The sequence below is a fragment of the Nocardia sp. NPDC006982 genome, assembly GCF_042869435.1.
In the GTDB taxonomy this organism is placed as follows: Bacteria; Actinomycetota; Actinomycetes; order Mycobacteriales; family Mycobacteriaceae; genus Nocardia.
In genome coordinates, this window is sequence record NZ_JBIAFV010000005.1 from 644438 (window position 1) to 670514 (window position 26077).

Below are 26077 nucleotides of genomic sequence, written 5' to 3' on the forward strand. Positions count from 1 at the left end.
ACCGAGATGCCCTTTCAGCCTGACGGCTCCGCGCCCCCTCCGGCCGACCCGATTCCCGAATGTGGACAACCTCGCCACATGTGGACAGTCGTCGCTTCAAAATCCCCGAGCGAGTTAGAGCACCGCCAGATCGGTATTGGCGCCACACAGCACGATCACCGGCCGCTCACCCTCGGCAGGCACATACGCGCCGCTCTGCACGGCGGCCAATGCCGTCGCCCCGGCAAGTTCCACCACGACACGGAACTCGCGCCACAGATATTCGCGAGCGGTCGAAATGGCGTCATCGGTCACCAGCAGCGACCGGACTTCATAGCGTCGCGCGACATCCAGCGCGATATCCCCGATTCGATTGGCGCCCAAGGAATCCGCCGCGATGCTGCGGACGTTCACATCCACCGGACGGTCCGCTTGCAGCGCGGCGTTCAGCGTCGGAATGCCCTCCGGTTCGACCCCGACCACCTGCTGGCGACGCCCCAACGCCGCGGCGATCCCGGCGACCAACCCGCCGCCACCGACCGCGACCAGCACCGGCGGCCGCCCGCGCACCTGCTCCTCCAACTCCAGCCCGACGACACCCGCACCGGCGACCACGGCAGGCAGGTCGTAGGCGTGCAGCTGCAGCGCCCCCCGCTCTTCGGCGAGTTCGGTCGCGTACCTGTAGGCCTCCGCGTAAGTCGTTCCGTGCCACAGCACTTCGGCGCCGTAGGACCACATCGCGGCCACCTTGGTATGCGGCGCCGACTCCGGAACCACCACCGTGCACGTCTTGCTGAGACGAGCCGCGGCCAGCGCGGCCGCGATCCCGGCGTTCCCACCGGAGGCGATGACCACGTGGTCGACCTGAGCCGGGGACTCCAGCAGTGCATTGAAGCTGCCGCGCACCTTGAATGTCCCACCGTGCTGCAGGTACTCGAGTTTCAGCGTGACCGGAACCGGCCCGGTCGGTCCGATGATCGAGGTATGGAATACCGGCGTCTTGCGTACCTGGCCGGCCAGCCGTCTGCGGGCTGCCCGCACGTCGGATCGATATACCCGTCGGGCGTGCCTGTTCTCGACCACCGCGGCACTCCGCTCACTCACGCTTGCACCTCGATGGGAGCTCAATGACGTATTCCTCGATCACGTTTGGCCAGTTCGGCGAACATGGCATTGTGGGCGGCCAGCTCCGCGTCGTGATCGCGATCGGCGGCCCGGTCGGTCCGTTTCGCGAGTTTCGCATCGCTGCGCGACCACTGGATGAGCAGCGCCAACATCACCACGACCAACGGCACCTCACCGCTGGCCCACGCCAGGCTACCGCCGGTGCGCTGATCACCGAGCAGGTCACTGTTCCAGCCGAGGGCAAGACTGCGGAAGAACCATCCGCCCATCACGGTGGTCATGCTCATCAGCGCGATGCCGAAGAAGGCGTGGAAGGGCAGGGACCCGAACACCATGCCCAGCTTGGTCAGCGGCTGCACCTGGCGCGGCTTGGGGTCGATCCCGATAACCACCCAATAGAACAGGTAGCCGCTGAGCAGGAAATGCAGATTCATCATCAGATGCGCCGCGTGCGAGTCCACGAACGAGTCGTAGATACCGCCCATGTACAGGGCGTAGAACCCGCCGACGAAGATCACCGATGCGACGATCGGATGGGTCAGAAAACGCGAGACCGGATTATGCACTGCGGCCAGAATCCACTCCCGCGGCCCGGGAACGCCGCCGCGCCCGGCCGCAGGCAACGCCCGCAGCGCCAGGGTGACCGCACCGCCGAGCGCGAACAGAATCGGCGCAAGCATCGATAGCGCCATGTGCTGTCCCATGTGCACGCTGAAGACTGCGGGCGAGTACCGCCCGACCCCCGACGAGGTGGCGAAAAGCAGGATTGCGCAGGCCGACAACCACGCGATGGTCCGCCCGACCGGCCAGGCATCGCCGCGCGCACGCAACCGCCGCACCCCCAGCAGATACAGCACGGCAAGCACGATGGCCAGCGTGCCGAAGATCAAATCGAAGCGCCAGTCGAACAGTATTCGCGAGGCCGTCGGCGGACCGTCGAGGTTGTAGCCGAGTTCCACCTCGGCCGGTGTCGGCACACTGGTCGGCGGCGGTGGCGGCGTCCGCCCCAACCCGACGGCCAGACCCATCGTGGCCGCGAAGATCAGCACCTCCAGCCCACCGAATCGGATGAGCGCGGCGCGGTCACGCGGATTCGCCGCGAGCGCGGGGAGGCCGGCGCGGCGCTGCAGATATCCGAACACGCCGAGCACTGCGAGTGCACAGGCCTTGGCGATCACGAGTCGGCCGTAGGTGGTGGTGAACAGGTCGCTCCACGGCACGCGCACCCAGGAATTGATCACACCGCTGACGCCGATCACGACGAAGGCGATGGTGGCGGTGAGCGAGAACCGCCTGGCCGCGACATCGGTGTGCGCGCCGCCGCGCAGCGCGTGCGCGAGCACCGCGAACAATCCGCCGACCCATACCGCGGCCGAAACCAGGTGCAGGATCAGACTGTTCGTGGCTAGATCGTGCGCGCCACCCGCGGAGGAATGCCCGGTAAGGGCCAGCGGCATCATGGTCACGATCGCGCCGCCGAACAGCACCGGGGTCCAGCCCCAACGCAGTGCGAGCCGGCAACCCACCGCGACGATCAGCGCGAACACCACCGTCGTACGCCAGGCCTGCGCCAGCTCCACTTGGTCGATCGCGCGCCATAGCTGCTCCGGCCGCCAGATCTGCCCGACCGGCTGCCCGGTGGTGTCCGACACCGTCAGCGGTATGAGGAGTGCTGCACAACACGCCCAGGTCAACGCGAAGTTCGAGGCGCGCCGCACCGCCCGATAGCCGCCGATATCGAGGAGCCCATCGGCCTGCGGCGGCACCAGGAATGCGGCGAGCAACAGCGAGCCGACCGTCAGCGCCGCGGACAGATCGGCGAGTGCGCGCACCGCGGGCAAGCCGTAGGTGGTCAGCGGTCCCGGATCGGGAATGCCGAGCAGACTCAGCGCCTGCGCCGCCGACAGTCCGACGATCATCGCGGCGACCACCGCAGCGATGGCACCGGCCAGCACCGTCAATGTCGCGAAGGTCGCCCCGGAGCCCGGCTTACCCGTTTCGAGCTCGGGTGTGACGGACAGGTCCTGCGGTGACGACATGGCACTGAGCGTAGTCGGCCCTTATTGCGTGGCCCGGCGGGGTTTGGGCCGATATGGTGGCTAACGGATCGGAGGTGCGATGTCGATCATGCCGCGACTCGCTTGGCCCGCACACCGTAGGTGGCTGAAATGTTGCTGAGGCTAAGAACCTAGCCATCTGGACGGTCGCTATACTTGGCGCGCTGGACAGCACGGCCAATGTCGGCCATGGTGGAACCCACTGCCTCCGTAGCTCAGTTGGATAGAGCAAGGGCCTTCTAATCCCTAGGTCGCAGGTTCGATTCCTGCCGGGGGCGCCGCGCAGCCCGTCCGTTCGCGTTTATGCGGGCAGACGGGTACCGCGTACGTCGTCTCAACCTCTGTCGACCGTCCGCGGATCCAAGTTCGAGGGCTCGTCCCCGAGTCAACACCTAGGAACTCACCGATTCAGTTGTCACGTGTGTGACCGATTCCCGTCCGAATAGCCCGAAGTATGCAGAGGTCACGGCCTGCCGTGGGATAGATACCACCCCAGAGCACCCCTTAAACGGGGAAAATCAGAGTTCTTCAGCGACTCCCGTGATCCGACCGGCGTTTCTATTGAGACGATTCGGAGTCCGCCGCCGTCTGGACTGGCGCACTCGTGGTACGCCGCCTGAGGAACCAGCCACCGACCAGGACCGGAACCATGATCAACGGTACGGCGACGATTGCGCTGCGCTGTTCGGCGCTTCCGCTGCTGGCCATCAGCGCTACTACACCGGCGAGGAAGACCAGGGTGGCGATGCCGGTGTAGGGGGTGCCGATCAGGCGGAAGGTGGGGCGGGTCGCGCGGCCGTCGCGCCACCGGCGCCAGAGTTGTAATTGGCACAGGACGATTGCCGCCCAGGCGGTGATTACGCCGAGGGCCGACATGTTCAGCACGATCTCGTAAGCCTGCTCGGGGACTACCGCATTGAGTCCGACCCCGGTCAGGGCGATCGCACCGGTGGCCAGAATGCCAACGTAGGGAACCCCGTTCGCCGACAGCTTGGCGGCGCGGGCGGGGGCGCTGCCGCTCATCGACATGGAGCGCAGGATTCGGCCCGTCGAGTACAGGCCCGCATTGAGGCTGGAGAATGCCGCCGTCAGTACGACCAGATTCATGACGGAATCCGCGCCCTCCACACCGATTTTGGCGAAGAACGTGACGAACGGACTCTGCCCCGCACGGAAGGCGGTGTAGGGCAGCAGCAGGCTGAGCAGCACCAGCGAACCGACATAGAACACGGCGATGCGTGCGATCACCGAGTTGATGGCGCGCGGCATGATCTTCTCGGGATTCTCCGCCTCCCCGGCGGCGGTGCCCACCAATTCCACCGCGGAGTAGGCGAATACGACACCGGTCGTGACGACGACCAACGGCAGCAACCCGGTTGGGAACAGTCCGCCGTGATCCCGCAGGACACCGGGCCCGGTACTTTCGCCCGCGATCCGGAAGCGGCCGACGAGAAATACCGTGCCGATCACCAGAAAGCTCACCAGCGCAATAACTTTGATCAGCGCGGCCCAGAATTCCAGCTCACCGAACCAGCGCACCGAGACCAGATTGATCGCCACCACCACGGCCAGCGCGATCAGCGCGATGACCCATTGCGGAATCGCGCCGAAGGCCGACCAGTAGTGGACATAGGTGGCGATGGCGGTGATGTCCACGATGCCGCTCATGCACCAGTGGAAGAAATACATCCAGCCGACCGCATACGCGAGTTTCTCGCCGTAGAACTCGCGGGCGTAGGAGACGAACGACCCCGACGACGGACGGTGCAATACCAGCTCGCCCAGCGCGCGGAGCACGAAGAAGACGAACACTCCACATACGGCGTACACCAGAACCAACCCCGGACCGGCACTGGCCAACCGACCACCCGCACCGAGGAACAGCCCGGTCCCGATGGCTCCGCCGATCGCGATCATCTGTAACTGACGCGGGCGGAGACTCTTCTGATACCCGACGTCCTCGTCGTGCAATACGTCAGCCACAGTGCCTCCCACGCTCGCCGGATCGTATCGTTGAGTAATGTATCGTCAAATAGCGGTACGCTCAATGGTGGTAATATAATCGCCGTGCGAGCGGTAGTAGTCGGATCCGGAATCGTCGGCCTGTCAACGGCATTCGAGCTGCTGCGCGGCGGGCACCATGTCGTGGTAGTGAGCGCGGAGCCCATCGACTCGACGACATCGTTTCTGGCCGCCGCGGTATGGTTCCCCACCGCGGCCGGGCCGACCGATCGCGTTGCCGCCTGGAGCGTCAACACGTTCGCCCATCTGGAACGACTCGCGCGAGCCGGTACTCCTGGCGCGCGCATGTGTGAATCCCTCGCCGTCTATCGCGACGAACCAGCGACACCGTCCTGGTCCGAGGCCGTCCGAGCGTTCCGGCAAGCTCGGCCGGACGAACTCCCGCCGCACTACCGATTCGGGTTCCGGTTCGCCGTTCCGCTGCTCGAGATGCCGATCTTCTTGCCGTGGTTGGCATCTCAGGTTCGTGAGGCGGGCGCTTACTGGCTTCGGCGAACGATCGGGAGTCTGGACGAGCTCGACGATCTGGCGCCCGATGTCATCGTGAACTGCGCGGGTCTGCGTGCCGGTCCGCTGGCAGATGATGCCGAGGTCTACCCGATCCGCGGCCAGATCGTGCGCATTACCAATCCGGGCATCTCGGTGTCGGTACGTGACGAAGCACATCCCCTTGGACGAGCCTATGTCCATCCCCGCACCCACGACTGCATTCTCGGTGGCTCATTGGAGACGGGCGCATGGGATCGCACGCCCGATCCGCAACTGACACAGTCGATCCTGCGCCGATGCCGGGATCTCGTACCGCAACTGACCGGTGCGGAGGTTATCGAAACAGTCGTCGGACTGCGCCCGGGTCGCGCCGAAGTCCGCTTGGAGATCGCCCAGGCCGACGCGTCATCGGTTCCCGTGGTCCACAACTACGGCCACGGCGGCTCCGGCATCACCATCGCCCACGGTTGCGCCCGTGAGGTGTCGGCGCTCATCGATACGCTGTGAGCGGTTGAACCAGTGGTCGCGTTGGCTCGTAGTACGGGGGACGAGTTGCGATCCGCGCATCGTCGAATTGCGACGAAGGGTTCGAAAGATGAGTTCAGCCAAACGTTTTCAGCGTGTCGCCGTGCCGGTCGCGGCCGCCGCCGTCGTTCTCGCGGGTCTGCTGAGCGCCTGCGGTGGCGAGAAGGGGGCCGAGGCGGTGGCACAAACGACTGCGGCCACCGTCGCGGGACAGGCTCCCGCGGTAGCGAAAACGCAAGGCTGGCTGAAGATCTACGACGGCACCGCCCCGGCCGGTACCGCGAAGGCGGTACAGCTCCGGGTGACCAGCAATCCTGCCGTCGGACAGTATGTTTCGGACGGATCGGGCCGGTCGCTGTACCGGTTCGACAAAGATACGGCAACACCTTCGGTATCCAACTGCTCCGGGCAGTGCGCCGTGACCTGGCCGCCGCTGACCGTGACCCGCGACCAGGTGCTCTATGCCGCGGGCGTCGATCCCCAGCTCGTCGGATTCATCGAACGTGCCGACGGCACATGCCAAATCACCGTCGGCGGCTGGCCGGTGTACTACTTCTCGAAAGACAGCAAGCCGGGTGATCTGCTCGGGCAAGGTGTCGGCGGAACCTGGTTCGCAGTGGCTCCGAACGGCGGCAAGGCCCTGAGCAAGTGATCACCACAGCCCCTCATTGGCTGCCCTGACCTGTGGGGTGGCTGAATTGACGCCACTCCCGGTCCAATCGGATATGGCGGCGATGGTTCAGCGCCCACGTAGTGGACCAGACGACTGCTGCTGCGCCGCACCAGATTTCGAGTAGAACGGCGACCCCGACACCGATACCGTGCACGGCGGCGGCACTGGACCGTTCGGGAGGGGTGGTCGGCGTTCCGTCCGGGCCCAGCCAGACGGGGGCGGGCCGGCCGGTTTCGGCGGCATCGGGGACACCGACGGTCGCGGTGCCGGACTTACCGTCGTGGGTCCAGGACACCTGTGCCTCGAAGTGATCGCGCACCGTTCCGTTGCGGTCCGCGACGGGTGCGGCGACCCGGGCGGGGGTACCGACAATGGTCCCTGTCACAACGATTTTCGTCGCGTTTTCGGTGTGGATCCGTTCGGATGCCGAGCTATAGGCCGCGGTACCGGCCGCCGCGGCGGTCGGTACCGCGATCAGCAGTACCAGGACGGCGAGAATGCGGACGACCCCCTCCACCCGATCGGAGACCCGCATCAGCGGACTGGGATTCCAGGGCTGCATCCGCCAGCTCCGCACCGGCCACGTCGGCGACTCCGACACCTCCATCACCTCCTACGGCGGAGCCCGCGAGCAACCGCGACTCCTACCCCGGGCATTCCCCCGAGTCGCCAATTGATGCACCGGCGGAAGCCCGGAACCGGGACAAACCCCCGCTCGGCGCACGTCCGAGCTGGCTTCATCGGCTCATACCTATCGAATCGACGGACGCGGCGACCCGGTTACGCTTCTGCTGCCCGACCACCCGAGCGCCGCCCCGACGGCGAGCATGCCGACGCCGAGGGCGAAGTGCAGCCAGTTGTCGGCGGTGTTCACCGGGACGAAGTTCGCATCGTTGTGCTGGTCGATGACCAACCCGTACAACCACAGCACCAGGTAGATGATGCCGCCGCCGAGCAGGAACGCCCGGGACGCGAGCGCTGTGCGCGATGCCAGCAAGCCGGCTACGCCGAACACCAGGTGGACGATGTTGTGCAGGATCGAGACGTTGAACAACCCGAGGAGTTGGGCGTCGGAGCTGTGTCCGGCCCATTCCATGCTGTCGTAATTCGTGGTGATGCCCGGTATGAAGCCGAACACGCCGACCACCAGGAACACCGCGCCGACCGCCGACGCCGCGATGCGCAGCGGCGTCCAATGCGCGGCTGGGGTTTGCGCGTGATGCGCGGCCATGGTGACTGCCTCTCCCGAACCAGGCGTCCGAGTAGGCGCCCGTTTCGTGCGACTGATCTCCATGACTGCCAGTTTGCGGCAGTCGCCTGAGTCATACCCGCGCGCTGTGTAGACAAACGAAAAACCCACAGGTCCAGCGCATAGACCGCCCTTACAGCCAAATGAGGCAGAAGGTGTGTCCGACGGGATCGGCATAGACACGGAACTGCTTGTCGTCGTTGGTCTGCACCAAGCGCGCGCCGAGCGCGAGCGCTTTCGGCTCGGCCGCTTCGATCTCGTCCACCAGCACATCGAAATGCACCTGCTGGGACGCTTCCGGATCCGGGAAGCGCGGTGGTCGATACTGCGGCGCGTATTGGAACGCCAAGCGCCTGCCGCCGGGTTCTTCGATGACGACCCAGGTGTCATCCCGCGCATCGGTCGGTTCGGCGCCGAGCAGCCGGGCATAGAACTCGGCCAGCTTCGGCGGATCCGGGCAATCCAGCACGACACTGCGCAGACTTCCAACCGTGCCTTCGGTCATCATTCGACCTCCTGTATGTCGCGGAAATGCTCATCGCCTACCCGCGCGCGGACATTCGAATCCGCCTGCGGTGGCAAGGGCGGAATCTGCATTAGGGTCGACGCCCATCGGGAGGTTTCATTTGTCGAAACGCATAACGCTGCTCATCGTGCTGCTGTCCGGCGTCGCCGCGTGCACCAGCACACCCAGGTCCGATCTGCCCCTGCCATACCACGGCGATGCCGATCAAGTCGTCACCGTCGTCGCCGCGCACGCCGCCAATACCACCGCGACACTGACTGCGTGGCAACGCATTTCAGGAGGATGGCGCGCCGCTGTCGGTCCGCTGCGGGCGTATGTCGGGCGCGACGGCATCGGCCGTGCCAGCGAGGACTCGGCGCATTCACCAGTCGGTGTGTGGACGCTGAGCGAGGCGTTCGGGATCGCGCCGAACAACGGAACCCGCCTCCCCTATCGCCAGGTCGGCGCACAGGACTGGTGGGTCTCCGATATCGGCTCGCCGAGTTACAACCACTATGCGCAATGTGCCACCGGCACTTGCGAATTCGATGAGCATGCCAGCGAGAACCTGGGCCAGGCCGGTCCGGCGTACGAACATGCCGTGGTGATCGATTACAACCGTCAGCCCGTCGTCGCGGGCGCGGGTTCGGCCTTCTTCCTCCATGTCGAGACCGGAGGCCCGACCGCCGGGTGCGTATCGATCCCGGCTGCCGACCTCGATGCCGTAATGCGCTGGCTGGATCCGAGCGCGCACCCGGTGATCAATATCGGCAGCAAGTGACTATCCGCAGATCTCCTCTACCGCACCGGCGAGCAACGACAACCCGCGATCCAATTCGTCGTCGCTGATTGTCAACGGCGGCAACAGCTTTACCACCTCGTCGGCAGAACCGGAGGTCTCCACGAGCAGCCCGCGCTCGAAGGCGAGTTGGGACACCTTGCCCGCGTGCGACGCTTCCTCGAACACGATGCCGTGCACCAGCCCGCGCCCGCGCGTCGAGACGCCGGGGAACGCCGCCGCGATTTCGGCGAGCGCGCGTGCCGTGCGCTCCCCTTTGGCCACCGTCGAAATCTCCAGCGCACTATCTGACCAGTAGTGCTCGAGCGCAACCCGCGCGGTGACGAATGACGCATTGTTGCCGCGGAAGGTGCCGTTGTGCTCACCGGGCGCCCACTGATCGAGTTCCGGCTTGAAAAGCACCAGCGCCATGGGCAACCCGTACCCACCGATGGATTTCGACAGCGTCACGATGTCGGGAGTGATGTCCGCGAACTCGAATGAGAAAAACCCACCGGTCCGTCCGCAACCCATCTGCACATCGTCGACGATCAGCAGAATTCCGCGCGCTCGGCACAATTCGGCCAGCTGCCGCAGCCATTGTGAGCGTGCGACATTCACCCCGCCCTCGCCCTGCACCGTCTCCACGATCACCGCGGCGGGCTTGTCCAACCCCGAGGACGAGTCGTCCAGGGCCCGCCGCATCCAGTGCAGGTCATCGGCCGCATCGAGGAAGCCGTCGTAGGGCATGGGCATCGCATGTGGCAGTGGCACACCGGCAGCCGCGCGTTTGGCGGCATTGCCGGTCACCGACAGCGCGCCGAGCGACATCCCGTGGAAGGCGTTGGTGAAGCTGAGAACGGTCTGGCGTCCGGTGACCTTGCGCGCCAGCTTCAGCGCGGCCTCGACCGCATTCGCGCCGGTCGGACCGGGAAACTGCACCTTGTAGTCCAGTCTGCGTGGCTCGAAGATCGTGTCGCGCAAGGCCTCCAGCAGCCGTCGCTTGGCGACGGTCGACATGTCGAGGCTGTGCGTGATCCCGTCGCCGACGATGTAGTCCAGCAGCGCCCGCTTCAGCACCGAATTGTTGTGCCCGTAGTTGAGCGCGCCCGCGCCCGCGAAGAAGTCCAGGTAGTCCTTGCCGTTCTCATCGCGCAGCCAGGCGCCGCTGCCGGTATCGAACACCGTCGGCCAAGCCCGGCAGTACCCGCGCACATTCGACTCGAGCGTCTCGAAAACGGTCAACGCAGCGTTGTTTCGAGCGACCTGCGAGCAGTCGCTAGCGGCGACAGTCATCGACATTCCTTTCCTGTCGTGCGCGAGCGCCCACGGGGCAAATCTGAAGTGACTGTGTTTCTAACATTGGTGCAGCGGGTTTGTCGCACTTTTCCAAAAATCGCGCGCTTACCTACCGCGCGTCCCCCGACGCACCGTAGAGTTAACCGTTTGTGCGCGACAGTATGGAGGGCAACAGATCGCAGCTAGCCGCACTGCACGCACTCCGGACCGCGCGGCTGTACCTCCACCTCGTCCGAGCCGGTTTCCGGCGCCAATCCCAGTACAAACTAGCGATGTTCGCCGGTCTGTTCACCAACTGCGTCTTCGGATTCGTGCGCGCGGCGGTGATGATGGCCGCGGTGCGCGCATCCGGCGGCTTCAGTGGTTACGACGCGGGATCGATCGGCGCCTACGTCTGGCTGTCCCAGGCCCTGCTCGGCGCGACCCAATTCATGGGACCACCACTGGAATTGGTGGATCGGGTCAAAAACGGCGATATCGCGATCGACTTCTTGCGTCCGGTCGATGTCCAATTCAGTTATCTCGCCATCGATCTCGGCCGCGCGTCGTGCACGATACTGCCGCGCGGCGTGCCGAGCGTACTGGTCGGCGTGCTCACCTTCGGGCTCGTCATGCCCGACACACCGGGTCCCTACGTGCTCGGGCTGGTCAGCGTGGTGCTGGCCGTAGCGTTGTCATTTCTATGCCTTTTCGCAGTCGGATTGATCGGATTCTGGGTGGTGGAAACCCGCGGGCTCCGAGTGCTATACCAGATCTGCGGCACGTTTCTGGCCGGGCTGTTCGTGCCGGTCCACATGTTCCCGGCATGGCTGCGCACCGTCGCGCATGCCACTCCGTTCCCGTCGATCCTGCAGTCGCCGATCGACATCCTGTCGGGTCGGGTCATCGGGATGGATGCCGTGACGGTCGTTGCCGCACAGGGGTTCTGGGTACTCGCGGTCGGTGCGGTGGGCCGGGCGCTGCTGGTGGCCGGGCGCCGCAGGCTGGAGGTGCAGGGTGGCTGAGCCCCCGTATACGCCCGTACCGGCCGGTACCTGGTTCACCCCCTACGTGGCGGTGCTGCGGTCGCGAATGCGAGCCCAGCGCGCGTACCGATTGTCCTTTGCCAGTGAAGTATTCAGCGCGTTTTTGATCGGCATCGTCGAATTCGCCGAGGTGTGGGTCATCTACCACAATGTCCGCGTGCTCGGCGGGCTCGATCTGGACGGCGCACTGCTGCTGTTCGGCCTGAGCAATTCCGGATTCGCACTGGCCCAAGTGCTGTTCGGGCACCTGGATTCACTGCCGACACTCATCCGGCTCGGAGTGCTCGACGCCTATCATCTACGACCCCAGCCACTCCTGTTACAGCTCATCACCAGTGACATCTCGCTGCGCCGATTCGCCCGTGCCTCGGTGGCGATCATCGTGCTCGGACTCGGCCTGGTTCGCAACGATCTCGCTTGGGATCCGCAAACTCTCGCACTGCTGGTCATGACCCTGCTCAGCGGCATCGCCCTGTTCGGCGGCGTGTTCGTCTGCGCCGCCGGCGCGCAGTTCTACCTGATCGACGGTGCGGAACTGACCAACAGCTTCACCTACGGCGGCTCCTTCGCCGCCATGCAACCGGCTTCGGTGTTTCCGACATCGCTGAAGCTGGTATTCGGCTTCGCCATTCCGGTCGCCTTCACGGCGTATCTACCGACCATCGCACTGCTGCACCTACCCGGCCCACCGCTGCTGCCGCCCTGGCTGGCCTGGTGCGCACCGTTGGCGGCGCTGTGGGTGTGGCTGCTCGCATTGGGTTTGTGGCGACTAGGCACTCGGCACTATCAGGGAGGCGGCGGATAAGCGTGGCGGACAGCGAGTTATCGAACTCGATCATCGAGATCGAGAACCTGACAAGGCAATTCATTCTGTATCGGAGAAACGGGCAACGCTGGCGACGCAGCCGCGAAACGCTCACCGCGGTGGACCGGATGACGTTTCGCATCGAACGCGGTTCGGCGGTGGGTTATATCGGCGCGAACGGGGCGGGCAAGTCGACCACGATCAAAATGCTGACCGGCATCCTGGTCCCCACCTCGGGCAACGTACGCACCTGCGGCCTGGATCCGGTGCGGCAGCGGCGCGAACTCGCCGCCCGGATCGGGGTGGTGTTCGGGCAACGCTCCCAGCTGTGGTGGGATCTGCCGCTGCGCGAATCGTTTTCGATTCTAGCCGCGATCCACCGGCTGGAATCCGATGTCGCGCATAAACGTACCTACGAGTTGGTCGAACAACTGGAGATGGCCGAGACACTCGACACTCCGGTGCGCCAGCTCTCGCTCGGCCAGCGCATGCGGGCCGAGGTCGCCGCGGCGCTGCTGCACTCTCCCGAATTGGTCATCCTGGACGAACCGACCATCGGCCTCGATGTGCTGTCGAAACAGCGACTACGTGAGTTCCTACGGGCCGAACGCACCGAGCGCGGCACCACGCTATTGCTCACCACACACGATATGGGCGATATCGAACGGCTCTGTGACCGGGTGCTCGTGGTCGACCGCGGCAGTCTGGTGTACGACGGTTCACTGACCGGCCTTGCGGTGCGGGTGGGCGCGCGGCGGGTGCTGGTCGTCGATCTGGCCGAACCGACCCGCAATCTGGACGATCTGCCGAGCGCCGAACTGTTGACCAGCGAGGGCGGGGGCATGCGCCAGCGATTGGCTTTCGACGCCGAATCCACCACCGCCGCACAGGTTCTCGCGGCCGTCTCCGATCGCGCCGAGGTGCGCGATCTGTCCATAGAGGAGCCGGACATCGAGGACGTGGTCCGGCGGATCTATGAATCCGCTTGGTGACCGACGCCGCTGTCCGGCTCCCGATTCGGTTGATATTCAGTTGTTCTCGGGTTCGCGAGCGCCCTGGTCGAGTCGGAACGGCGGGTATTCGTCACGCATCAACGAGGCGTAGGCGCCCACCCTGATGGACCACCGGTGCAGGCCGAGCAGGAAATCGAACACGGCCTTGGGATATACCGCCGTGAACAGTAGTGCCACGACTGCGACCAGCACCAGCACATTGGCCAGCGTGAATCCGCCCCAGCCGTACTTGCCGCCCATACCCGCACTGAATATCGCACCGACGATCAGATAGTGCGGAATGGCCAGCAGCCACCATTTCACCAGCACCAGACCACGACTCAGCTGCTCGGGATAGTCGATTTCCAGATCCGCCGGATAATCCGGATCCGACTGCAGACTGAACGGCGGATACCTATCGGTGCCGAGCACCGAGTAGGCATAGAAGCCGACCCGCCATCCCCATCGCATGACGCCGACATTGAAGTCGAACAGTGCGCGCGGATAGTTACCGGTGATCAGAATCGCGAAGAATGCGACCACCGAGACGATCACGTACGCGATGTACAGGAATACCAGAATAATGGCGTGTGGGATGGCCAGGATCCATTTGACCAGCCACATCCAGCGCGATAGCGCAGGATCGAGATCTCCTCGGACTCGAACCGGATTGGCCGCGGCAGCGACGGCGACGGTGTTCTCGGGCTCCATGATCGATGCTCCTTCCAGGTGCTTCGATGCCTCGACAACGAGTGGAATGTCCCGATTGTCCCGTATCGCACATCCGGTCGGACCACGTTCCGATACCGACTCGCCAACGAAAAGGTGGCCGCCGTCGTGGCGAATCGCGCAGTGCCGCAACGGGCCTGCCGCAGGCCTCAGCTCGGCGCCTGCCCCTGGGCCGAGTACAGACTGACCTCGCCCTCCTCACCGAGAAAGGCGTTCACCAGCATGATCTGCCCGGCCTCCAGCTCGTCCGGGTCGGGGGCGCTGGTGGTGATCGAGATCTGCGGAATCACCGCCCAGTTCACGACATAGCGTTCGGGCGGTCCGTCGTCGTCGGACAGGCGCGCGAGCCGAAACACCGACACCGTCTTGCGGAGGATGAGCGTGCGCACGACCTCGGCGATTCGCTCCGGATCTTCCAGCGCGAACATGAACCCGAACGTCAACTCGGGCGAAGACACATAGGCGGGCACGAACACCGAGGCTAGTCGATCGAACGGCGTCGTGCGCGCACCGCGCCGGAAGTGGTTGCTGCCCATGCGCTCAGCGATTTCACGAAGGTAGGAAAGTCCGCAGTTATGTGACCGATCCGTAACGGATCATAACGATTTCCAGGCAGCTCATCTGTTTCTACACCATTCTATTGCGCCGATTCGACTATCGCGCTTTCCTGAAAAGGTCCCGATTTTCTCGGGCCGTCTTCCTCATCGCATCGTCGCGGATTTCCCGGTTTCTTTGCCGTGCTGGTGGACTGTGTGGAGGGCGATCCGGCTGCGGGGCTGCGCCGGAGCCGAGGGGTGCCCCTCCCCGAAATCCTCCTCGGCCCTGGCGCATCCAAAACACACCCATCGCCACCGCAGGGGCGTGCACCATGCCTACCGAATATGCAGCAGGTCGTATCGAAGCCGACGAGCTGCCATCACCATCGGCGCTACTGCGTGCATTTCGCGAACCCGACGATCCGAATCGACACCGCCACCCTGTCCTGGCCGCGGGACGCGCACTGGTCGAATGTCATGAACGCAGGCGCATTGCTCTGCAGGCTGCGCATGCGCCGGACGCCCCGAGCGCCCGCGTAGCACACTGCCTGCAACTCGTGGACGACCTCGACGCACACCGAACCGAACTGGTCGGCCATATCGACAATTGGGTGGCCGGCAATGTGGAGCACCGCACCGGCGCCTCGCTGCACACCGAGACGCTGGGCGCGGTCATCGATCGAATGGCGGCGAAATGGGTTGCGGCACAACATGCATTGGGTATGTCGGCACCGATCGGGCCGCCGCATCCACTGCAGCTGGACGATGACGCCCAGCTGCAGTGGAGCCGATTGGCCGAACTGGCCGACGGGTACAAGGACCTGATCACCGATGTGACCGAGCACCGGCGCAGGCTGCCGGTGTGGTGATCACCGGGGGTTTTCTGCCTCCGGCTCGACCACCTCTGCCTCGACGAACGGCGCGCTCGGCTCGACCTCCGCGTCATAGGACACGTCGGCCTCGTCGACGAGATCGTTCCCGTGCTGCGCCGCGGCATCCTCGCGCGCGGCGGCCGCGGCCTCGTTCATCTCGATGGCGTCGGTGATCCACTCACCGATCTCCCGGGTGACTTCCGCGACGGTGCCGGTGATGATGTTCGCAATATTTCCGACATGTCGTGCACCAGAGGATGTCAATTCTTGAATTAGATCCTTGTTGCTTTCGAATTTCCCGATCATTCACACGCCCACTTCGGTTGTGTTCCGCTGTCGCATCACGATAACACCGGGCGTGGACTCCTTCCCGACCAAGAACGGCGGCAGCGCCAGCTTGAAAATCTTCAGCCAGACCGATCCGACTTGCTTACCGAGCGAACCGGTGTTGTACGGCAATCCATACTTCTCGCACAGTTCCCGAACCTCCGGCGCGATCTGCGGATAGCGATTCGCAGGCAGATCCGGGAAGAGGTGGTGCTCGATCTGATGCGACAAATTCCCGGACATGATGTGGAACAGCTTGCTGCCGGTGATGTTGGCCGAGCCGAGCATCTGCCGGACGTACCACTCACCGCGAGTCTCCTCGGCGGTCTCCTCTTCGGTGAACGTCTGTACGCCCGTGGGGAAGTGGCCGCAGAAGATGATGGAGAAGGCCCAGAGGTTGCGCACCAGATTGGCGGCGGTGTTTCCGGCGAGTGTGCTGACGAACAGCGGACCGGTCAGTGCCGGGAAGACGAGGTAGTCCTTGAGCACCTGCCGACCGGCCTTGCGCCACTGCCCCTTCAGCAATCGCTTGATGTCCGACCAGCTCTTCTTGCCCCGGATGATGTTCTCCACCTCCAGGTCATGGCCCATCACACCCCATTCGAACAGCACCATCAGCGCGAAGGCGTAGAGCGGCTGGCCGAGCCGCAGCGGATTCCACTGCTGCCCCTCGTCCATGCGCAGGATGCCGTAGCCGATGTCGCGGTCCATGCCGTGGATATTGGTGAAGGTGTGGTGCATGTAGTTGTGCGAATGCTTCCACTGGTCCGCCGGGCAGACCGTATCCCATTCGAACTCACGGGAATTCAGGCCGCGCTCGCGCATCCAGTCGTACTGGCCGTGCATGACATTGTGGCCGATCTCCATATTGTCCAGGATCTTCGACACACTCAGCGCGGCCACCGCGGCCAGCCAGAACGGCGGCAGGAAGCCGAGATACATCAGGCCGCGCCCGGCGACCTCGAAACCGCGCTGCGCCTTGATGATCGAGTAGATGTATTCGCGGTCGGCGTCGCCGAGATCGGCGACGACGCGGGCGCGCAGGTCGTCGAGGGCCCGGCCGAGTTCCTCGACCTGGTCCGGGCTCAGTACCAGCGGGCCGTCTTTCGTTTCGGTAAGAATCGTCATTGCTTTGGTCCCCTTGCTTTGTCAGATATCGATGTCGACATCGCCGACGGGCGCGTTGATGCAGAGCTGGATGGGCTGATCCGGATCGCTGTCGGTTTCGCCGGTGCGCACATTGCGGGTGCAGCCGCTGCGCCGAACCGCGGTGCAGGAGAAGCAGATACCCATCCGGCAGCCGTACTCCGGTGTCAATCCCGCGGCCTCGGCCTGCTCCAGCAGGACCGCGCCGTTGTTCTCGGCACTGCGTCCGCTGGCCGAGAAGCTGACCGTGCCGACGGCCTCGTCGGCGTCGACGGAGGTGCTGGACAGGGTGAATTCCTCGGTGTGCAGCCGCGCGTCCAACTGCTCTGCCTCGAAGATCTTGCGCACCGCGTCCATCAGGCCCTGGGGCCCGCAGACGTAGGTCTCGCCGTCGGCGAACCACGGTGCGACGGATTCGAGTTGGTCATAGTCGAAATGGCCGGAGCCGTCGCTGGGATAGCGCAGTTCGATGCGGAAGTTCTGGTGCGCCTGTGCAATCGCCTCCAACTCCGCCCGATGCGGCACCGTCTCCGGTGATTTCGCGTAGTGCAGGAAGGCGAGTTCGCCCGGATAGCCCTCATCCGCCAGCGTGCGCAGCATGGACAGCACCGGGGTGATGCCGCTGCCGCCGCTGATCAGCAATACCCGTTCGGGGCGCGGTTCGGGCAGTTGGAAGACACCGGCGGCCGGTTCCAGGCTGACCACCATGCCGGGTACGGCGTTGCGGTAGAGGTATTGCGATACCAGGCCGCCCGGATGCGCCTTGACCGTCAGTTGCAGGTGCCGGTCGCGCCGACCCGCCGGATTGACCGGTGAATAGCACCTGGTGTGCCGGATGCCGTCGATTACGACGCCGATCTGCACGTATTGCCCCGCGACGTGGCCGCGCCACTGCCGGCTGGGACGCAGCGTCAGCGTCACCGAACCCGGCACCGAGCGGCGGACGTGGGTGATCTCCGCCCGCAACTCCCGAACCGTCAGCGTGGGGCGGACGAGTTCCAGGTAGCGGTCGAGCGGGTGCGGTGTGGTCAGGGTTTGCACCAGGTCGATGAGTCCCACCATGCGGTTGCCTCTGCTTTCGGGCCGCGGCGTACTCCTGAACCCTCATCGGCGAAGATTTCAGTGCACGCCTGTACACTCAACTAGTGTGACCGATGGACCGGGTCCAGTGTCAACCAGGAACTGATGTGACCCGAACTACATCCTAGGAATAGACGAATGGTGAACGGCTGTATGCTCACTGCGATGACCGAGACCGCAGCTACCCGGGGCGAGCGCAAGGAGCGCACCAGACAGGCACTGCTCGACGGCACGCTCGCGCTGGCCGCCGAACGCGGCTTCGGCGCGCTGAGCCTGCGCGAGATCGCCCGCTCCGCGGGCATTGTGCCGACCGCGTTCTACCGGCACTTCGCCTCACTCGACGATCTCGGCGCGGCACTGGTCGACGAGGGCATCCGGGCGCTGCGCCTGGCCCTGCGGCAACTGCGTCGCACGCCCGATGCCCGACTCTCGGAGACCGTGCGGTTTGTTTTCGGTCAGGTCGCCACCAAGCGCGAACTCTTCGGCTTCATCACCCGCGAACGCCGGGGCGGCTCGGCCGCCCTGCAACAGGCCATCGCACTCGAACTGCAATTGATCGTGCGCGAACTGGTCGTCGACCTGTCACGCATTCCGGACCTGGACTCCTGGTCCCCCGACGACCTCGAATTGGCCGCCGATCTGATCGTCTCCACGGTCGCCGACTGCATTGCCGACTACGTCGCCGCCACCCCGCGTGACCAAGCCGCGATCATCGACCGCACCATCCGCCAGGTCCGTCTCATCGCACTCGGCATGGCCGCCTGGCGGCCCGCCAAGGAGCGCTAGACAATCGATCTCGCCCTACGCGGCGGGCTGAACCGCGGGATCGGGCTTACGGACCGGCAGCAAGGCCGCCAAACCGATGGCGAGGACTACCAGAATGCCGACAATGCCCGCACGGTCGGCGTCGAAGGCCCAGACGAAGAAGCCGAAAAGTGCTGGAGCGAGGAAGGATACGGCGCGACCGGTGGTGGTGTAGAGGCCGAACATCTGGCCCTCGCGGCCGGGTGGGGCCAGGCGGGTGAGGAACGAACGGGCGGCGGATTGGGCGGGGCCGACGAAGATGGTGAGCAGTAGACCGAAGACCCAGAACATGGCCGGTCCGGACACGATCAACAGCGCGATGCCACAGATCACCATGGCGATCAACGAGACCACGATCACGATCTTCGGGCCGACGCGGTCGTCGAAACGACCGGCGGTGACCGCGCCGAGTGCCGCAACCACATTCGCGGCAATGCCGAACAGCAGCACATCGGAGTCGGCGATGCCGTAGACCCGCACGGCCAGGATCGCACCGAAGGTGAACACACCGGCCAGACCGTCGCGGAAGATCGCGCTGGCGATCAGGAAGCCGACGGTGCGTCGATCCACCGCCCACAGCTCGCGCAGATCCCGCCACAGCACCCGGTAGGAGCCGAAGAATCCGGCCTTCGCCGCACCGGGATCGGCATTGGTGGGCGGTAATTCGGGCACGGCGAACAGCACCGGCAGCGCGAAGGCGGCGAACCAGACCGCGGCCAGCATCGCGACCAATCGGATATTCGTACCGTCATCGATGGGCACACCGAGTAGACCGCGGTTGTCACCGTGGCCGGAGATGAAGCCGAAGTAGCTGATCAGCAGGATGAAGATGCCACCGAAATAGCCCATGGACCAACCGAATCCGGAGACCCGGCCGACATCGGCCGGGGTGGATACCTGGCGCAGCATGGCGTTGTAGGGCACGCCTGCCAATTCGAAGAATGCGGAACCGAAGCCGAGCAGGACCAGGCCGAACCAGAAGTCGTGGTAGTTGTCGTGGACGAAGAACATCAGCGCCATCGTCAGGATGGTCAGTGCGGTCAAAACGCCAAGTGAGCGTTTACGTTTCGCACTCGCATCGAAGCGCTGGCCGCTGATCGGCGCGGTGAGCGCGACCACGAAACCCGCGATGCCGAGGGCCCAGCCGAGCCATGCGCTCGGTTCCACCCCGCCTGGCAGATCGTCGCCGACCTTATCGGTGAGGTACACCGAGAATACGAAGGTCAGGATCACGGCATTGAATGCCGAGGACCCCCAGTCCCACAACCCCCACGCCACCACCTGCCCGCGTCCGGCAGCCTGCCCGACAGTCGCCCGCGCATCAACCTCCGGCTCATCCGTCACCCGGCCACCACCCTCATCGAATCCGCTGCGCGATGCGGCGCTCATGGGCGCAGCCTAGTGCGGATTTCGCCGTCGGGCGGGCCAACACTCGATACCGTCGCGGCTATGCACTCAGTTGCATAGTACCGGGTGTAACGATAACCTGGAGTGATGGCACTCGAACATGCGCTGCTGGTATCGCTGACCGAGCGCGCCGGTTCGGGTTATGAGCTGGCGCGCCGCTTCGACAAGTCCATCGGCTTCTTCTGGCGCGCCACCCATCAGCAGATCTATCGCGTACTCAAGCGCATGGAGGAATCCGGCTGGCTCACCAGCGAGGCAGTGACGCAGCAGGGCAGGCCGGACAAGAAGGTCTATTCGGTGAACGAGGCGGGCCGGGCCGAGCTGGCGCGCTGGATCGCCGCACCGTCCGATACCTCGATACCGCGCAATGAGCTCGGCGTGAAGATTCGCGCCGCCGCACACGGCGATATAGGCGCGCTCTGCGATGAGGTCGTCCGCCATCGCGAGCAGCACAATCAGCGCCTCGAGCTGTTCGAACTCATCGAGAAACGCGACTTCCCCGCTCCGGATCAGCTCTCCGGCACCCCGCTGCACCAGTACCTCGTGCTGCGCGCGGGCATCCGCGTGGAGTCCGGCTTCGTCGAATGGTGCGACGAAGTACTGCAAGCCCTGCGACCGCGTGCAACAGCCCCGCACGCGGACCCGAAGAAAGGTGAAACTCAGCGATGAGTTCGTTCCCCCATCTTTTCGAGCCCCTCGATCTCGGCCACACCACGCTGCGCAATCGCGTGATCATGGGGTCGATGCATACCGGCCTGGAGGATCGCGCCTGGGATACCAACCGGCTCGCCGCCTATTTCGCCGAGCGCGCCCGCGGCGGTGTCGGTCTCATCATCACCGGCGGCTACGCTCCCAACCGCACCGGCTGGCTGCTGCCGTTCGGCGCCAAACTCACCAATAAGTCCGAGGCCTACCGGCACCGGGTGATCACCAAGGCCGTGCACGAAGCGGGCGGCAAGATCGCCATCCAGATCCTGCACGCGGGCCGCTATTCCTATATGCCGGGCAGTGTTTCGGCATCCTCGATCAAGGCTCCGATCAACCCGTTCCGGCCGCGCGAGCTCTCCGCGCGCGGGGTCGAGCAGACCATCGACGACTACGCCCGCTGTGCGAAGCTGGCCCAGTTCGCGGGCTACGACGGTTGCGAAATCATGGGTGGTGAAGGCTATTTCATCAACCAGTTCCTCGCGCCACGCACGAATAAGCGCACCGACAAGTGGGGCGGTTCGCCGGAGAACCGGCGCAGGCTCGCGGTGGAGATCGTGCGCCGCACCCGCGCGGCGGTCGGGCCCGACTTCATCATCGTATTCCGTTTGTCCATGGCAGAATTGGTCGAGAACGGGCAGACATTCGACGAAATAGTCTCGCTGGCAAAGGAACTCGAAGCGGCGGGCGCAAACATTCTGAATACCGATATCGGCTGGCACGAGGCGCGTGTGCCGACCATCGTCACCTCGGTGCCGCGGGCGGCCTTCGTCGAATTCACCGCGAAGATCACCGAACACGTGAACATTCCGGTCTGCGCGTCCAACCGGATCAATATGCCCGAGATCGCCGAGGAGATCCTCACTCGCGGTGACGCGCAACTGGTTTCGCTGGCACGGCCGTTCCTCACCGATCCGGAATGGGTGAACAAGGCTGCCGCCAACCGGGTCGACGAGATCAACACCTGCATCGCCTGCAACCAGGCCTGCCTGGACCACGCGTTCCAGCACAAGACCGCGTCCTGCCTGCTGAACCCGCGGGCCGGTCACGAAACCGAGCTGAAGCTGCTCCCGACTCGGCGCACCAAGCGCGTCGCGGTCGTCGGCGCAGGCCCGGCCGGACTGTCGGCGGCGGTCAATCTCGCCGAACGCGGGCACCGGGTGGACCTTTTCGAGGCCGACGACAAGATCGGCGGGCAGTTCGATATCGCCCGCCGCATTCCGGGCAAGGAAGAGTTCAACGAGTCGATCCGCTACTACACCAGGATGCTGGAGGTCACCGGTGTGACCGTGCACCTGAACAAGCGTGTTACCGCGGCGGAACTGCTCGAGGCCCGCTACGACGAGATCGTGCTCGCCACCGGTGTGCGCCCACGCATTCCGAATATCCCCGGCATCGACCACCCGATGGTGCTGTCCTATGCCGAACTGGTCCGGGAGGAGCGGCCCGTCGGCAAGCGCGTCGCCGTCATCGGTGCGGGCGGCATCGGCTACGACGTGAGCGAATTCCTCACCGTAGAAGGACATCCCACTCTCAAACTCGACGAGTGGAAGGAAGAGTGGGGCGTCGACTCCGCCGACGAACAGGCCCGCGGCCAGCTCACCAAGCCCAAGCCCGCCCCCGCCGCCCGCGAAGTCGTTCTGCTGCAACGCAAGTCGACCCCGTTCGGTAAGGATCTCGGCAAGACCTCCGGCTGGGTGCACCGCGCGGCGCTGAAGGCGAAAGGCGTCGAGCACGTCGGCGGCGTCAACTACGAACGCATCGACGACAACGGCCTGCACATCAGTTTCGGCGAGAAACGCCAACGCCCCCAACTGATCCCGGTCGACAACGTCATCATCTGCGCGGGCCAGGAATCCGTCCGCGAACTCGAAGAGCCCTTGCGCGCCGCAGGCGCCAACATCCACCTGATCGGCGGCGCCGACCTGGCCGCCGAACTCGACGCCAAACGCGCCATCGACCAAGGCACCCGCCTCGCGGCCCGCCTGTAGCGACTCCCCTCGCCGGGCCGCGGGCGAAGGCGCGCTCCCGGCAAATGTCGAGAACGCCTCTCCAAGGTCGCATTCTCGATCGAACCGGCTGGGGGACGCGCAGGATGTCATCGATGCTGGGCCGCACGGATCGCCTAGGCTCCTCTCGTGAGTTTGCCCTCTGCTACCTCTGAGAATCGTGCGGTCGTTACTGGTGCCTCTTCTGGTATCGGGACGGCGCTTGCTGCCGAGCTTGCTGCTCGCGGGTATTCGTTGATCCTGGTTGCGCGGCGCGGGGAGGTGTTGACCGAGCTTGCGCAGCGGTTGACGTTGGCGCATGGGATCACCGCGGAGGTGCGGGCGGTCGATCTGGCCGATCGGACGGCGCGGGCGGCGCTGGTCGAGGAGTTAGCGGCCCGCGATATTTCGATCCTGTGCAACAACGCGGGTATCGCGACCTTCGGTGCGGTCGCCGAATTGGATCCGGCGTATGAGCGGGACCAGATGGAGCTCAATGCCGTTGCGGTGCACGATCTCACTTTGGCCGTGCTGCCCGGCATGATCGCCAGGGGTGGCGGTGGCATCCTGATCAGCGGTTCGGCGGCGGGCAATATGCCGATTCCGAACAATGCCACCTATGCGGCGAGCAAGGCGTTCGCCAATACCTTCTCCGAATCGCTGCGCGGCGAATTGAAGGGCTCCGGCGTGCACGTCACCCTGCTCGCTCCGGGTCCGGTCCGCACCGAAACCCCCGATCCGGCCGAGGCCTCCATCGTCGACCGCATGGTGCCCGACTTCATGTGGGTCACCTCCGAATACACGGCCAAGATCTCCATCGACGCCCTGGCCCGCAACAAGATGCGCGTGGTCCCCGGCCTGATCAGCAAGGGCATGAGCGTCGCAGGCCAATACGGCCCCCGCGCCCTCACCGCCCCGGTCGCCGGTGCGTTCTACAAGAAGCTCGGCGGCTGAGCAGCAGCAGCTCCGCCGTCATCGGCCCAGCTCAGCGCGAGCGCGGGCCGCAGCATGGTGCCGATCAGCAACCCGTCAGGAAATGATTCAGGTGCGTCAAGGATCCGTCAGCATCGCCCCTGACCAGTACGAACCGGCGTAGTCCTGATATCGGCCCCGCATGCCGAGAAAGCGGGGGCACACCCAGGAGAACCACGTGACGCTGCTCGAGATCTTCCCGTCGCTGCGGTCGGGAATGCCTTCGCGCCTCGACTCCGCGGTCTGGCCGCAAGACACCCATTACGACGACGACGGCCGAATCACCCTCGGCGGGGTCGCCCTCGCCGATATCGCCGACCAGTACGGCACCGCCACCTATGTGCTCGACGAGCACGAGGTCCGCACCCGCTGCCGCGCCTACAAGAAGGCCTTCCCGGAGGCCGAGATCATCTATGCGGGCAAGGCACTGATGATCCGCGCGGTCGCGGAATGGGTTACCCAGGAAGGACTTTCGGTCGACGTATGCTCGGCAGGTGAACTCGCCATCGTCATCGCCGCCGGTGTCGACCCGAAGCGAATCGTGTTGCACGGCAATGGCAAATCCTTCGACGAACTCGAAGCCGCAGTGCAAAGCGGTGTCGGCCGGATCGTGATCGATTCGATGACCGAGATCACCCTGCTCTCCGCACTGGCCACCCGACCACAGCAGGTCCTGCTCCGACTGTCGCCCGGCATCGATGTGCACGGGCATCCGGCTGTGAAAACCGGTGTGCTGGACCAGAAATTCGGTTTCCCGATCGGCAGCGATATGGCCGCCGAGGCGGTCGAACGCATTATGCGCCAGCCGAACCTCGAGCTGATCGGCTTCCACTGCCACCTCGGTTCGCAGATCTACGACCCGGACCACTACGGCGAGGCGGTGCGCCGGATGATCGCCGAAATGGCAAGGGTCCGTGCGGATCACGGCCGCATACTCACCGATCTCGACCTCGGCGGCGGACATGCGGTCGCCTACCGCAGCGGGGACGCCGAGATGAATCTGGCCGAACTCGCCGACATCATCGATGACGCCCTGGACGCGGCCTGCGCGCGGAACCACTTCCCGCGCCCGAATATCGCCTTGGAACCGGGTCGCGCCATCGTCGCGCGCGCAGGCGTGACGCTGTATCGCGTGCTGTCGGTCAAGCATATCGATGGCGGACGGACCTACGTCACCGTCGACGGCGGCATGGGCGATAACGCCCGCGTCGCGCTGTACGGCGCGAATTACGAAGTGGTCATTGCCAATCGCCATCCTTGCAGCCCACAGATGACCGCAACGGTGGCCGGTCGCTACTGCGAGGCGGGCGATGTGCTGGCCACCGATATCAGGCTCCCGGCCGACGTGCGGCCCGGCGAGGTACTCGCGGTGCCGCGCACCGGCGCCTACCACCACGGCCTCGCCTCGTCCTACAACAGCGTCGGTCGGCCACCGGTCATCGCGGTACGCAACGGACGCGCCCGCCAGCTGATCCGCCGCGAAACCATCGACGATCTACTCGCCCGCGATATCGGCAACTGACGGGCCGATCTCAGGCCTGTCCGGCGGCGTGTTCGATGAACCGGCCGAGCAGTTCGTGCAACTGTCGGCGTTCGACCGCCGAGAACGGCGCGAGCAATTCGACCACCGCCGCATCGGCGGTGCGATTAGCGGCATCGAGGCGCTCCCGTCCGCTCGGCGTGATGTGCACGGCATAGCTGCGCCGATCCCGCTCGTCCTTACGCCGTTCCGCCAGCCCCTGCCGCTCCAGTTCGTCGATGATGTAGACCATCGATGACTTGTCCAGCTGCAGCCGGTCGACCAATGCGCGCTGACTGAGCGGCCCCACCTCGGCCAGACAGCCGAGCACCCCGAGATGACGCAGCTCGAGCCGCTGTTCCCGCAGTGCACGATTGGCCGCCGCACGCGCGTAGCGGTGCGCTAGATAGAGCTGACCACCGATCTGGGCGCCGAGCTGCTCCGAAGTTTCCGCCACGGGGAAAACTAT

General features: G+C 65.0%; 26 protein-coding genes and 1 tRNA gene. 13 read left to right on the forward strand and 14 right to left on the reverse strand.

Annotated elements, in window-relative coordinates; translation table 11 throughout:
• Positions 1-114: 114 nt before the first annotated feature.
• Complete coding sequence (locus ACFYOW_RS23705) at positions 115-1083, reverse strand: threonine/serine dehydratase (RefSeq protein WP_387291219.1); 969 nt, start codon at positions 1081-1083, stop codon at positions 115-117.
• A gap of 20 nt (positions 1084-1103) precedes the next feature.
• Positions 1104-3143 carry a cytochrome c oxidase assembly protein gene (locus tag ACFYOW_RS23710; protein WP_387291221.1) on the reverse strand — a complete coding sequence of 680 codons (2040 nt, stop codon included), beginning with the start codon at positions 3141-3143 and terminating at the stop codon, positions 1104-1106.
• A 222-nt stretch (positions 3144-3365) separates the two neighbouring features.
• Here ACFYOW_RS23710 and ACFYOW_RS23715 point away from each other — a divergent pair.
• Positions 3366-3439, forward strand: a tRNA-Arg gene (locus ACFYOW_RS23715).
• A 280-nt stretch (positions 3440-3719) separates the two neighbouring features.
• Here ACFYOW_RS23715 and ACFYOW_RS23720 read toward each other — a convergent pair.
• On the reverse strand, positions 3720-5144 hold the full coding sequence (locus tag ACFYOW_RS23720; RefSeq protein WP_387291223.1) for an amino acid permease: 1425 nt from the start codon (positions 5142-5144) through the stop codon (positions 3720-3722).
• Positions 5145-5228: 84 nt separating this feature from the next.
• Between ACFYOW_RS23720 and ACFYOW_RS23725 the strand changes: the two genes are divergently transcribed.
• Both ACFYOW_RS23725 and ACFYOW_RS23730 read left to right on the forward strand, forming a co-directional pair.
• Positions 5229-6179 carry an FAD-dependent oxidoreductase gene (locus ACFYOW_RS23725; RefSeq protein ID WP_387291225.1) on the forward strand — a complete coding sequence of 317 codons (951 nt, stop codon included), beginning with the start codon at positions 5229-5231 and terminating at the stop codon, positions 6177-6179.
• A gap of 88 nt (positions 6180-6267) precedes the next feature.
• Positions 6268-6849, forward strand: coding sequence for a hypothetical protein (locus tag ACFYOW_RS23730; RefSeq protein ID WP_387291227.1), 582 nt, complete (start codon positions 6268-6270; stop codon positions 6847-6849).
• Between the two features lie 13 nt (positions 6850-6862).
• Here the strand turns inward: ACFYOW_RS23730 and ACFYOW_RS23735 are convergent, their stop codons facing one another.
• From ACFYOW_RS23735 to ACFYOW_RS23745, 3 genes are all read right to left on the reverse strand, one after another.
• Positions 6863-7471: a hypothetical protein gene (locus ACFYOW_RS23735; RefSeq protein WP_387291229.1), complete on the reverse strand. Its 609-nt coding sequence runs from the start codon at positions 7469-7471 to the stop codon at positions 6863-6865.
• A 150-nt stretch (positions 7472-7621) separates the two neighbouring features.
• A complete protein-coding gene (locus ACFYOW_RS23740) occupies positions 7622-8101 on the reverse strand; it encodes a DUF4383 domain-containing protein (RefSeq protein ID WP_387291231.1) in 480 nt (159 codons plus the stop codon).
• 151 nt (positions 8102-8252) lie between these two features.
• Entirely contained in the window at positions 8253-8627 is a 375-nt protein-coding gene (locus tag ACFYOW_RS23745) for a VOC family protein (protein WP_387291234.1), read from the reverse strand.
• Between the two features lie 118 nt (positions 8628-8745).
• On the opposite strand from ACFYOW_RS23745, the gene ACFYOW_RS23750 reads away from it, so the two are divergent.
• Positions 8746-9405, forward strand: coding sequence for a L,D-transpeptidase (locus tag ACFYOW_RS23750; protein WP_387291236.1), 660 nt, complete (start codon positions 8746-8748; stop codon positions 9403-9405).
• Here the strand turns inward: ACFYOW_RS23750 and ectB are convergent, their stop codons facing one another.
• Positions 9406-10698, reverse strand: a complete 1293-nt coding sequence (gene ectB, locus ACFYOW_RS23755) for a diaminobutyrate--2-oxoglutarate transaminase (RefSeq protein ID WP_387291238.1) — start codon at positions 10696-10698, stop codon at positions 9406-9408.
• A gap of 275 nt (positions 10699-10973) precedes the next feature.
• Between ectB and ACFYOW_RS23760 the strand changes: the two genes are divergently transcribed.
• From ACFYOW_RS23760 to ACFYOW_RS23770, 3 genes are all read left to right on the forward strand, one after another.
• Positions 10974-11705 carry an ABC transporter permease gene (locus tag ACFYOW_RS23760; RefSeq protein ID WP_387291240.1) on the forward strand — a complete coding sequence of 244 codons (732 nt, stop codon included), beginning with the start codon at positions 10974-10976 and terminating at the stop codon, positions 11703-11705.
• Positions 11698-12531 (forward strand): ABC transporter permease, encoded by an 834-nt coding sequence (locus ACFYOW_RS23765; RefSeq protein WP_387291242.1) that lies wholly within the window; start codon positions 11698-11700, stop codon positions 12529-12531. The genes ACFYOW_RS23760 and ACFYOW_RS23765 overlap by 8 nt, the downstream gene beginning before the upstream one ends.
• A 128-nt stretch (positions 12532-12659) precedes the next feature.
• On the forward strand, positions 12660-13523 hold the full coding sequence (locus ACFYOW_RS23770) for an ATP-binding cassette domain-containing protein (protein ID WP_387291438.1): 864 nt from the start codon (positions 12660-12662) through the stop codon (positions 13521-13523).
• 36 nt (positions 13524-13559) lie between these two features.
• On the opposite strand, the gene ACFYOW_RS23775 is transcribed toward ACFYOW_RS23770, so the two are convergent.
• Together ACFYOW_RS23775 and ACFYOW_RS23780 are read right to left on the reverse strand one after the other, a co-directional pair.
• Positions 13560-14234 (reverse strand): DUF4389 domain-containing protein, encoded by a 675-nt coding sequence (locus ACFYOW_RS23775; RefSeq protein ID WP_387291244.1) that lies wholly within the window; start codon positions 14232-14234, stop codon positions 13560-13562.
• Positions 14235-14401: 167 nt separating this feature from the next.
• Entirely contained in the window at positions 14402-14788 is a 387-nt protein-coding gene (locus ACFYOW_RS23780) for a hypothetical protein (protein WP_387291246.1), read from the reverse strand.
• A 332-nt stretch (positions 14789-15120) separates the two neighbouring features.
• Here ACFYOW_RS23780 and ACFYOW_RS23785 point away from each other — a divergent pair, with 332 nt between their 5' ends.
• Positions 15121-15657: a DUF4254 domain-containing protein gene (locus ACFYOW_RS23785; RefSeq protein WP_387291248.1), complete on the forward strand. Its 537-nt coding sequence runs from the start codon at positions 15121-15123 to the stop codon at positions 15655-15657.
• On the opposite strand, the gene ACFYOW_RS23790 is transcribed toward ACFYOW_RS23785, so the two are convergent.
• Genes ACFYOW_RS23790 through ACFYOW_RS23800 form a run of 3 tightly spaced genes read right to left on the reverse strand, consistent with a single transcriptional unit; the run spans position 15658 to position 18195 of the window.
• Positions 15658-15924 (reverse strand): hypothetical protein, encoded by a 267-nt coding sequence (locus ACFYOW_RS23790; RefSeq protein WP_387291250.1) that lies wholly within the window; start codon positions 15922-15924, stop codon positions 15658-15660. It lies immediately after the preceding gene.
• A gap of 42 nt (positions 15925-15966) precedes the next feature.
• Positions 15967-17115, reverse strand: coding sequence for a fatty acid desaturase family protein (locus tag ACFYOW_RS23795; RefSeq protein WP_387291252.1), 1149 nt, complete (start codon positions 17113-17115; stop codon positions 15967-15969).
• Between the two features lie 21 nt (positions 17116-17136).
• Positions 17137-18195 carry a ferredoxin reductase gene (locus tag ACFYOW_RS23800; RefSeq protein ID WP_387291254.1) on the reverse strand — a complete coding sequence of 353 codons (1059 nt, stop codon included), beginning with the start codon at positions 18193-18195 and terminating at the stop codon, positions 17137-17139.
• Between the two features lie 183 nt (positions 18196-18378).
• On the opposite strand from ACFYOW_RS23800, the gene ACFYOW_RS23805 reads away from it, so the two are divergent.
• The gene (locus ACFYOW_RS23805; protein WP_387291256.1) at positions 18379-18999 is read left to right on the forward strand and encodes a TetR family transcriptional regulator; all 621 of its coding nucleotides are present in this window, start codon (positions 18379-18381) and stop codon (positions 18997-18999) included.
• Positions 19000-19014: 15 nt separating this feature from the next.
• Here ACFYOW_RS23805 and ACFYOW_RS23810 read toward each other — a convergent pair whose 3' ends face one another.
• Positions 19015-20406 (reverse strand): MFS transporter, encoded by a 1392-nt coding sequence (locus ACFYOW_RS23810; RefSeq protein ID WP_387291259.1) that lies wholly within the window; start codon positions 20404-20406, stop codon positions 19015-19017.
• Positions 20407-20511: 105 nt separating this feature from the next.
• On the opposite strand from ACFYOW_RS23810, the gene ACFYOW_RS23815 reads away from it, so the two are divergent.
• From ACFYOW_RS23815 to lysA, 4 genes are all read left to right on the forward strand, one after another.
• The gene (locus ACFYOW_RS23815) at positions 20512-21093 is read left to right on the forward strand and encodes a PadR family transcriptional regulator (RefSeq protein WP_387291262.1); all 582 of its coding nucleotides are present in this window, start codon (positions 20512-20514) and stop codon (positions 21091-21093) included.
• Complete coding sequence (locus ACFYOW_RS23820; RefSeq protein ID WP_387291265.1) at positions 21090-23120, forward strand: FAD-dependent oxidoreductase; 2031 nt, start codon at positions 21090-21092, stop codon at positions 23118-23120. Before ACFYOW_RS23815 ends, ACFYOW_RS23820 begins: the two co-directional genes overlap by 4 nt.
• 147 nt (positions 23121-23267) lie before the next feature.
• The gene (gene cmrA / locus ACFYOW_RS23825; protein WP_387291267.1) at positions 23268-24071 is read left to right on the forward strand and encodes a mycolate reductase; all 804 of its coding nucleotides are present in this window, start codon (positions 23268-23270) and stop codon (positions 24069-24071) included.
• Between the two features lie 196 nt (positions 24072-24267).
• Entirely contained in the window at positions 24268-25611 is a 1344-nt protein-coding gene (gene lysA / locus ACFYOW_RS23830) for a diaminopimelate decarboxylase (RefSeq protein ID WP_387291440.1), read from the forward strand.
• A gap of 10 nt (positions 25612-25621) precedes the next feature.
• Here lysA and ACFYOW_RS23835 read toward each other — a convergent pair whose 3' ends face one another.
• Positions 25622-26065: a MarR family winged helix-turn-helix transcriptional regulator gene (locus ACFYOW_RS23835; protein ID WP_387291269.1), complete on the reverse strand. Its 444-nt coding sequence runs from the start codon at positions 26063-26065 to the stop codon at positions 25622-25624.
• Between the last annotated feature and the right edge of the window lie 12 nt (positions 26066-26077).

Bases quoted from the DNA above. Each gene is read 5' to 3' on its own strand.
- ACFYOW_RS23820 (WP_387291265.1), top strand. From the start codon at position 21,090: ATGAGTTCGTTCCCCCATCTTTTCGAGCCCCTCGATCTCGGCCACACC.
- ACFYOW_RS23795 (WP_387291252.1), bottom strand. From the start codon at position 17,115: ATGACGATTCTTACCGAAACGAAAGACGGCCCGCTGGTACTGAGCCCG.
- ACFYOW_RS23740 (WP_387291231.1), bottom strand. From the start codon at position 8,101: ATGGCCGCGCATCACGCGCAAACCCCAGCCGCGCATTGGACGCCGCTG.
- ACFYOW_RS23730 (WP_387291227.1), top strand. From the start codon at position 6,268: ATGAGTTCAGCCAAACGTTTTCAGCGTGTCGCCGTGCCGGTCGCGGCC.
- ACFYOW_RS23810 (WP_387291259.1), bottom strand. From the start codon at position 20,406: ATGAGCGCCGCATCGCGCAGCGGATTCGATGAGGGTGGTGGCCGGGTG.
- ectB (WP_387291238.1), bottom strand. From the start codon at position 10,698: ATGACTGTCGCCGCTAGCGACTGCTCGCAGGTCGCTCGAAACAACGCT.
- ACFYOW_RS23800 (WP_387291254.1), bottom strand. From the start codon at position 18,195: ATGGTGGGACTCATCGACCTGGTGCAAACCCTGACCACACCGCACCCG.
- ACFYOW_RS23775 (WP_387291244.1), bottom strand. From the start codon at position 14,234: ATGGAGCCCGAGAACACCGTCGCCGTCGCTGCCGCGGCCAATCCGGTT.
- ACFYOW_RS23710 (WP_387291221.1), bottom strand. From the start codon at position 3,143: ATGTCGTCACCGCAGGACCTGTCCGTCACACCCGAGCTCGAAACGGGT.
- ACFYOW_RS23760 (WP_387291240.1), top strand. From the start codon at position 10,974: ATGTTCGCCGGTCTGTTCACCAACTGCGTCTTCGGATTCGTGCGCGCG.
- ACFYOW_RS23785 (WP_387291248.1), top strand. From the start codon at position 15,121: ATGCCTACCGAATATGCAGCAGGTCGTATCGAAGCCGACGAGCTGCCA.
- ACFYOW_RS23805 (WP_387291256.1), top strand. From the start codon at position 18,379: ATGACCGAGACCGCAGCTACCCGGGGCGAGCGCAAGGAGCGCACCAGA.
- ACFYOW_RS23815 (WP_387291262.1), top strand. From the start codon at position 20,512: ATGGCACTCGAACATGCGCTGCTGGTATCGCTGACCGAGCGCGCCGGT.
- ACFYOW_RS23745 (WP_387291234.1), bottom strand. From the start codon at position 8,627: ATGATGACCGAAGGCACGGTTGGAAGTCTGCGCAGTGTCGTGCTGGAT.
- ACFYOW_RS23770 (WP_387291438.1), top strand. From the start codon at position 12,660: ATGACGTTTCGCATCGAACGCGGTTCGGCGGTGGGTTATATCGGCGCG.
- ACFYOW_RS23780 (WP_387291246.1), bottom strand. From the start codon at position 14,788: ATGGGCAGCAACCACTTCCGGCGCGGTGCGCGCACGACGCCGTTCGAT.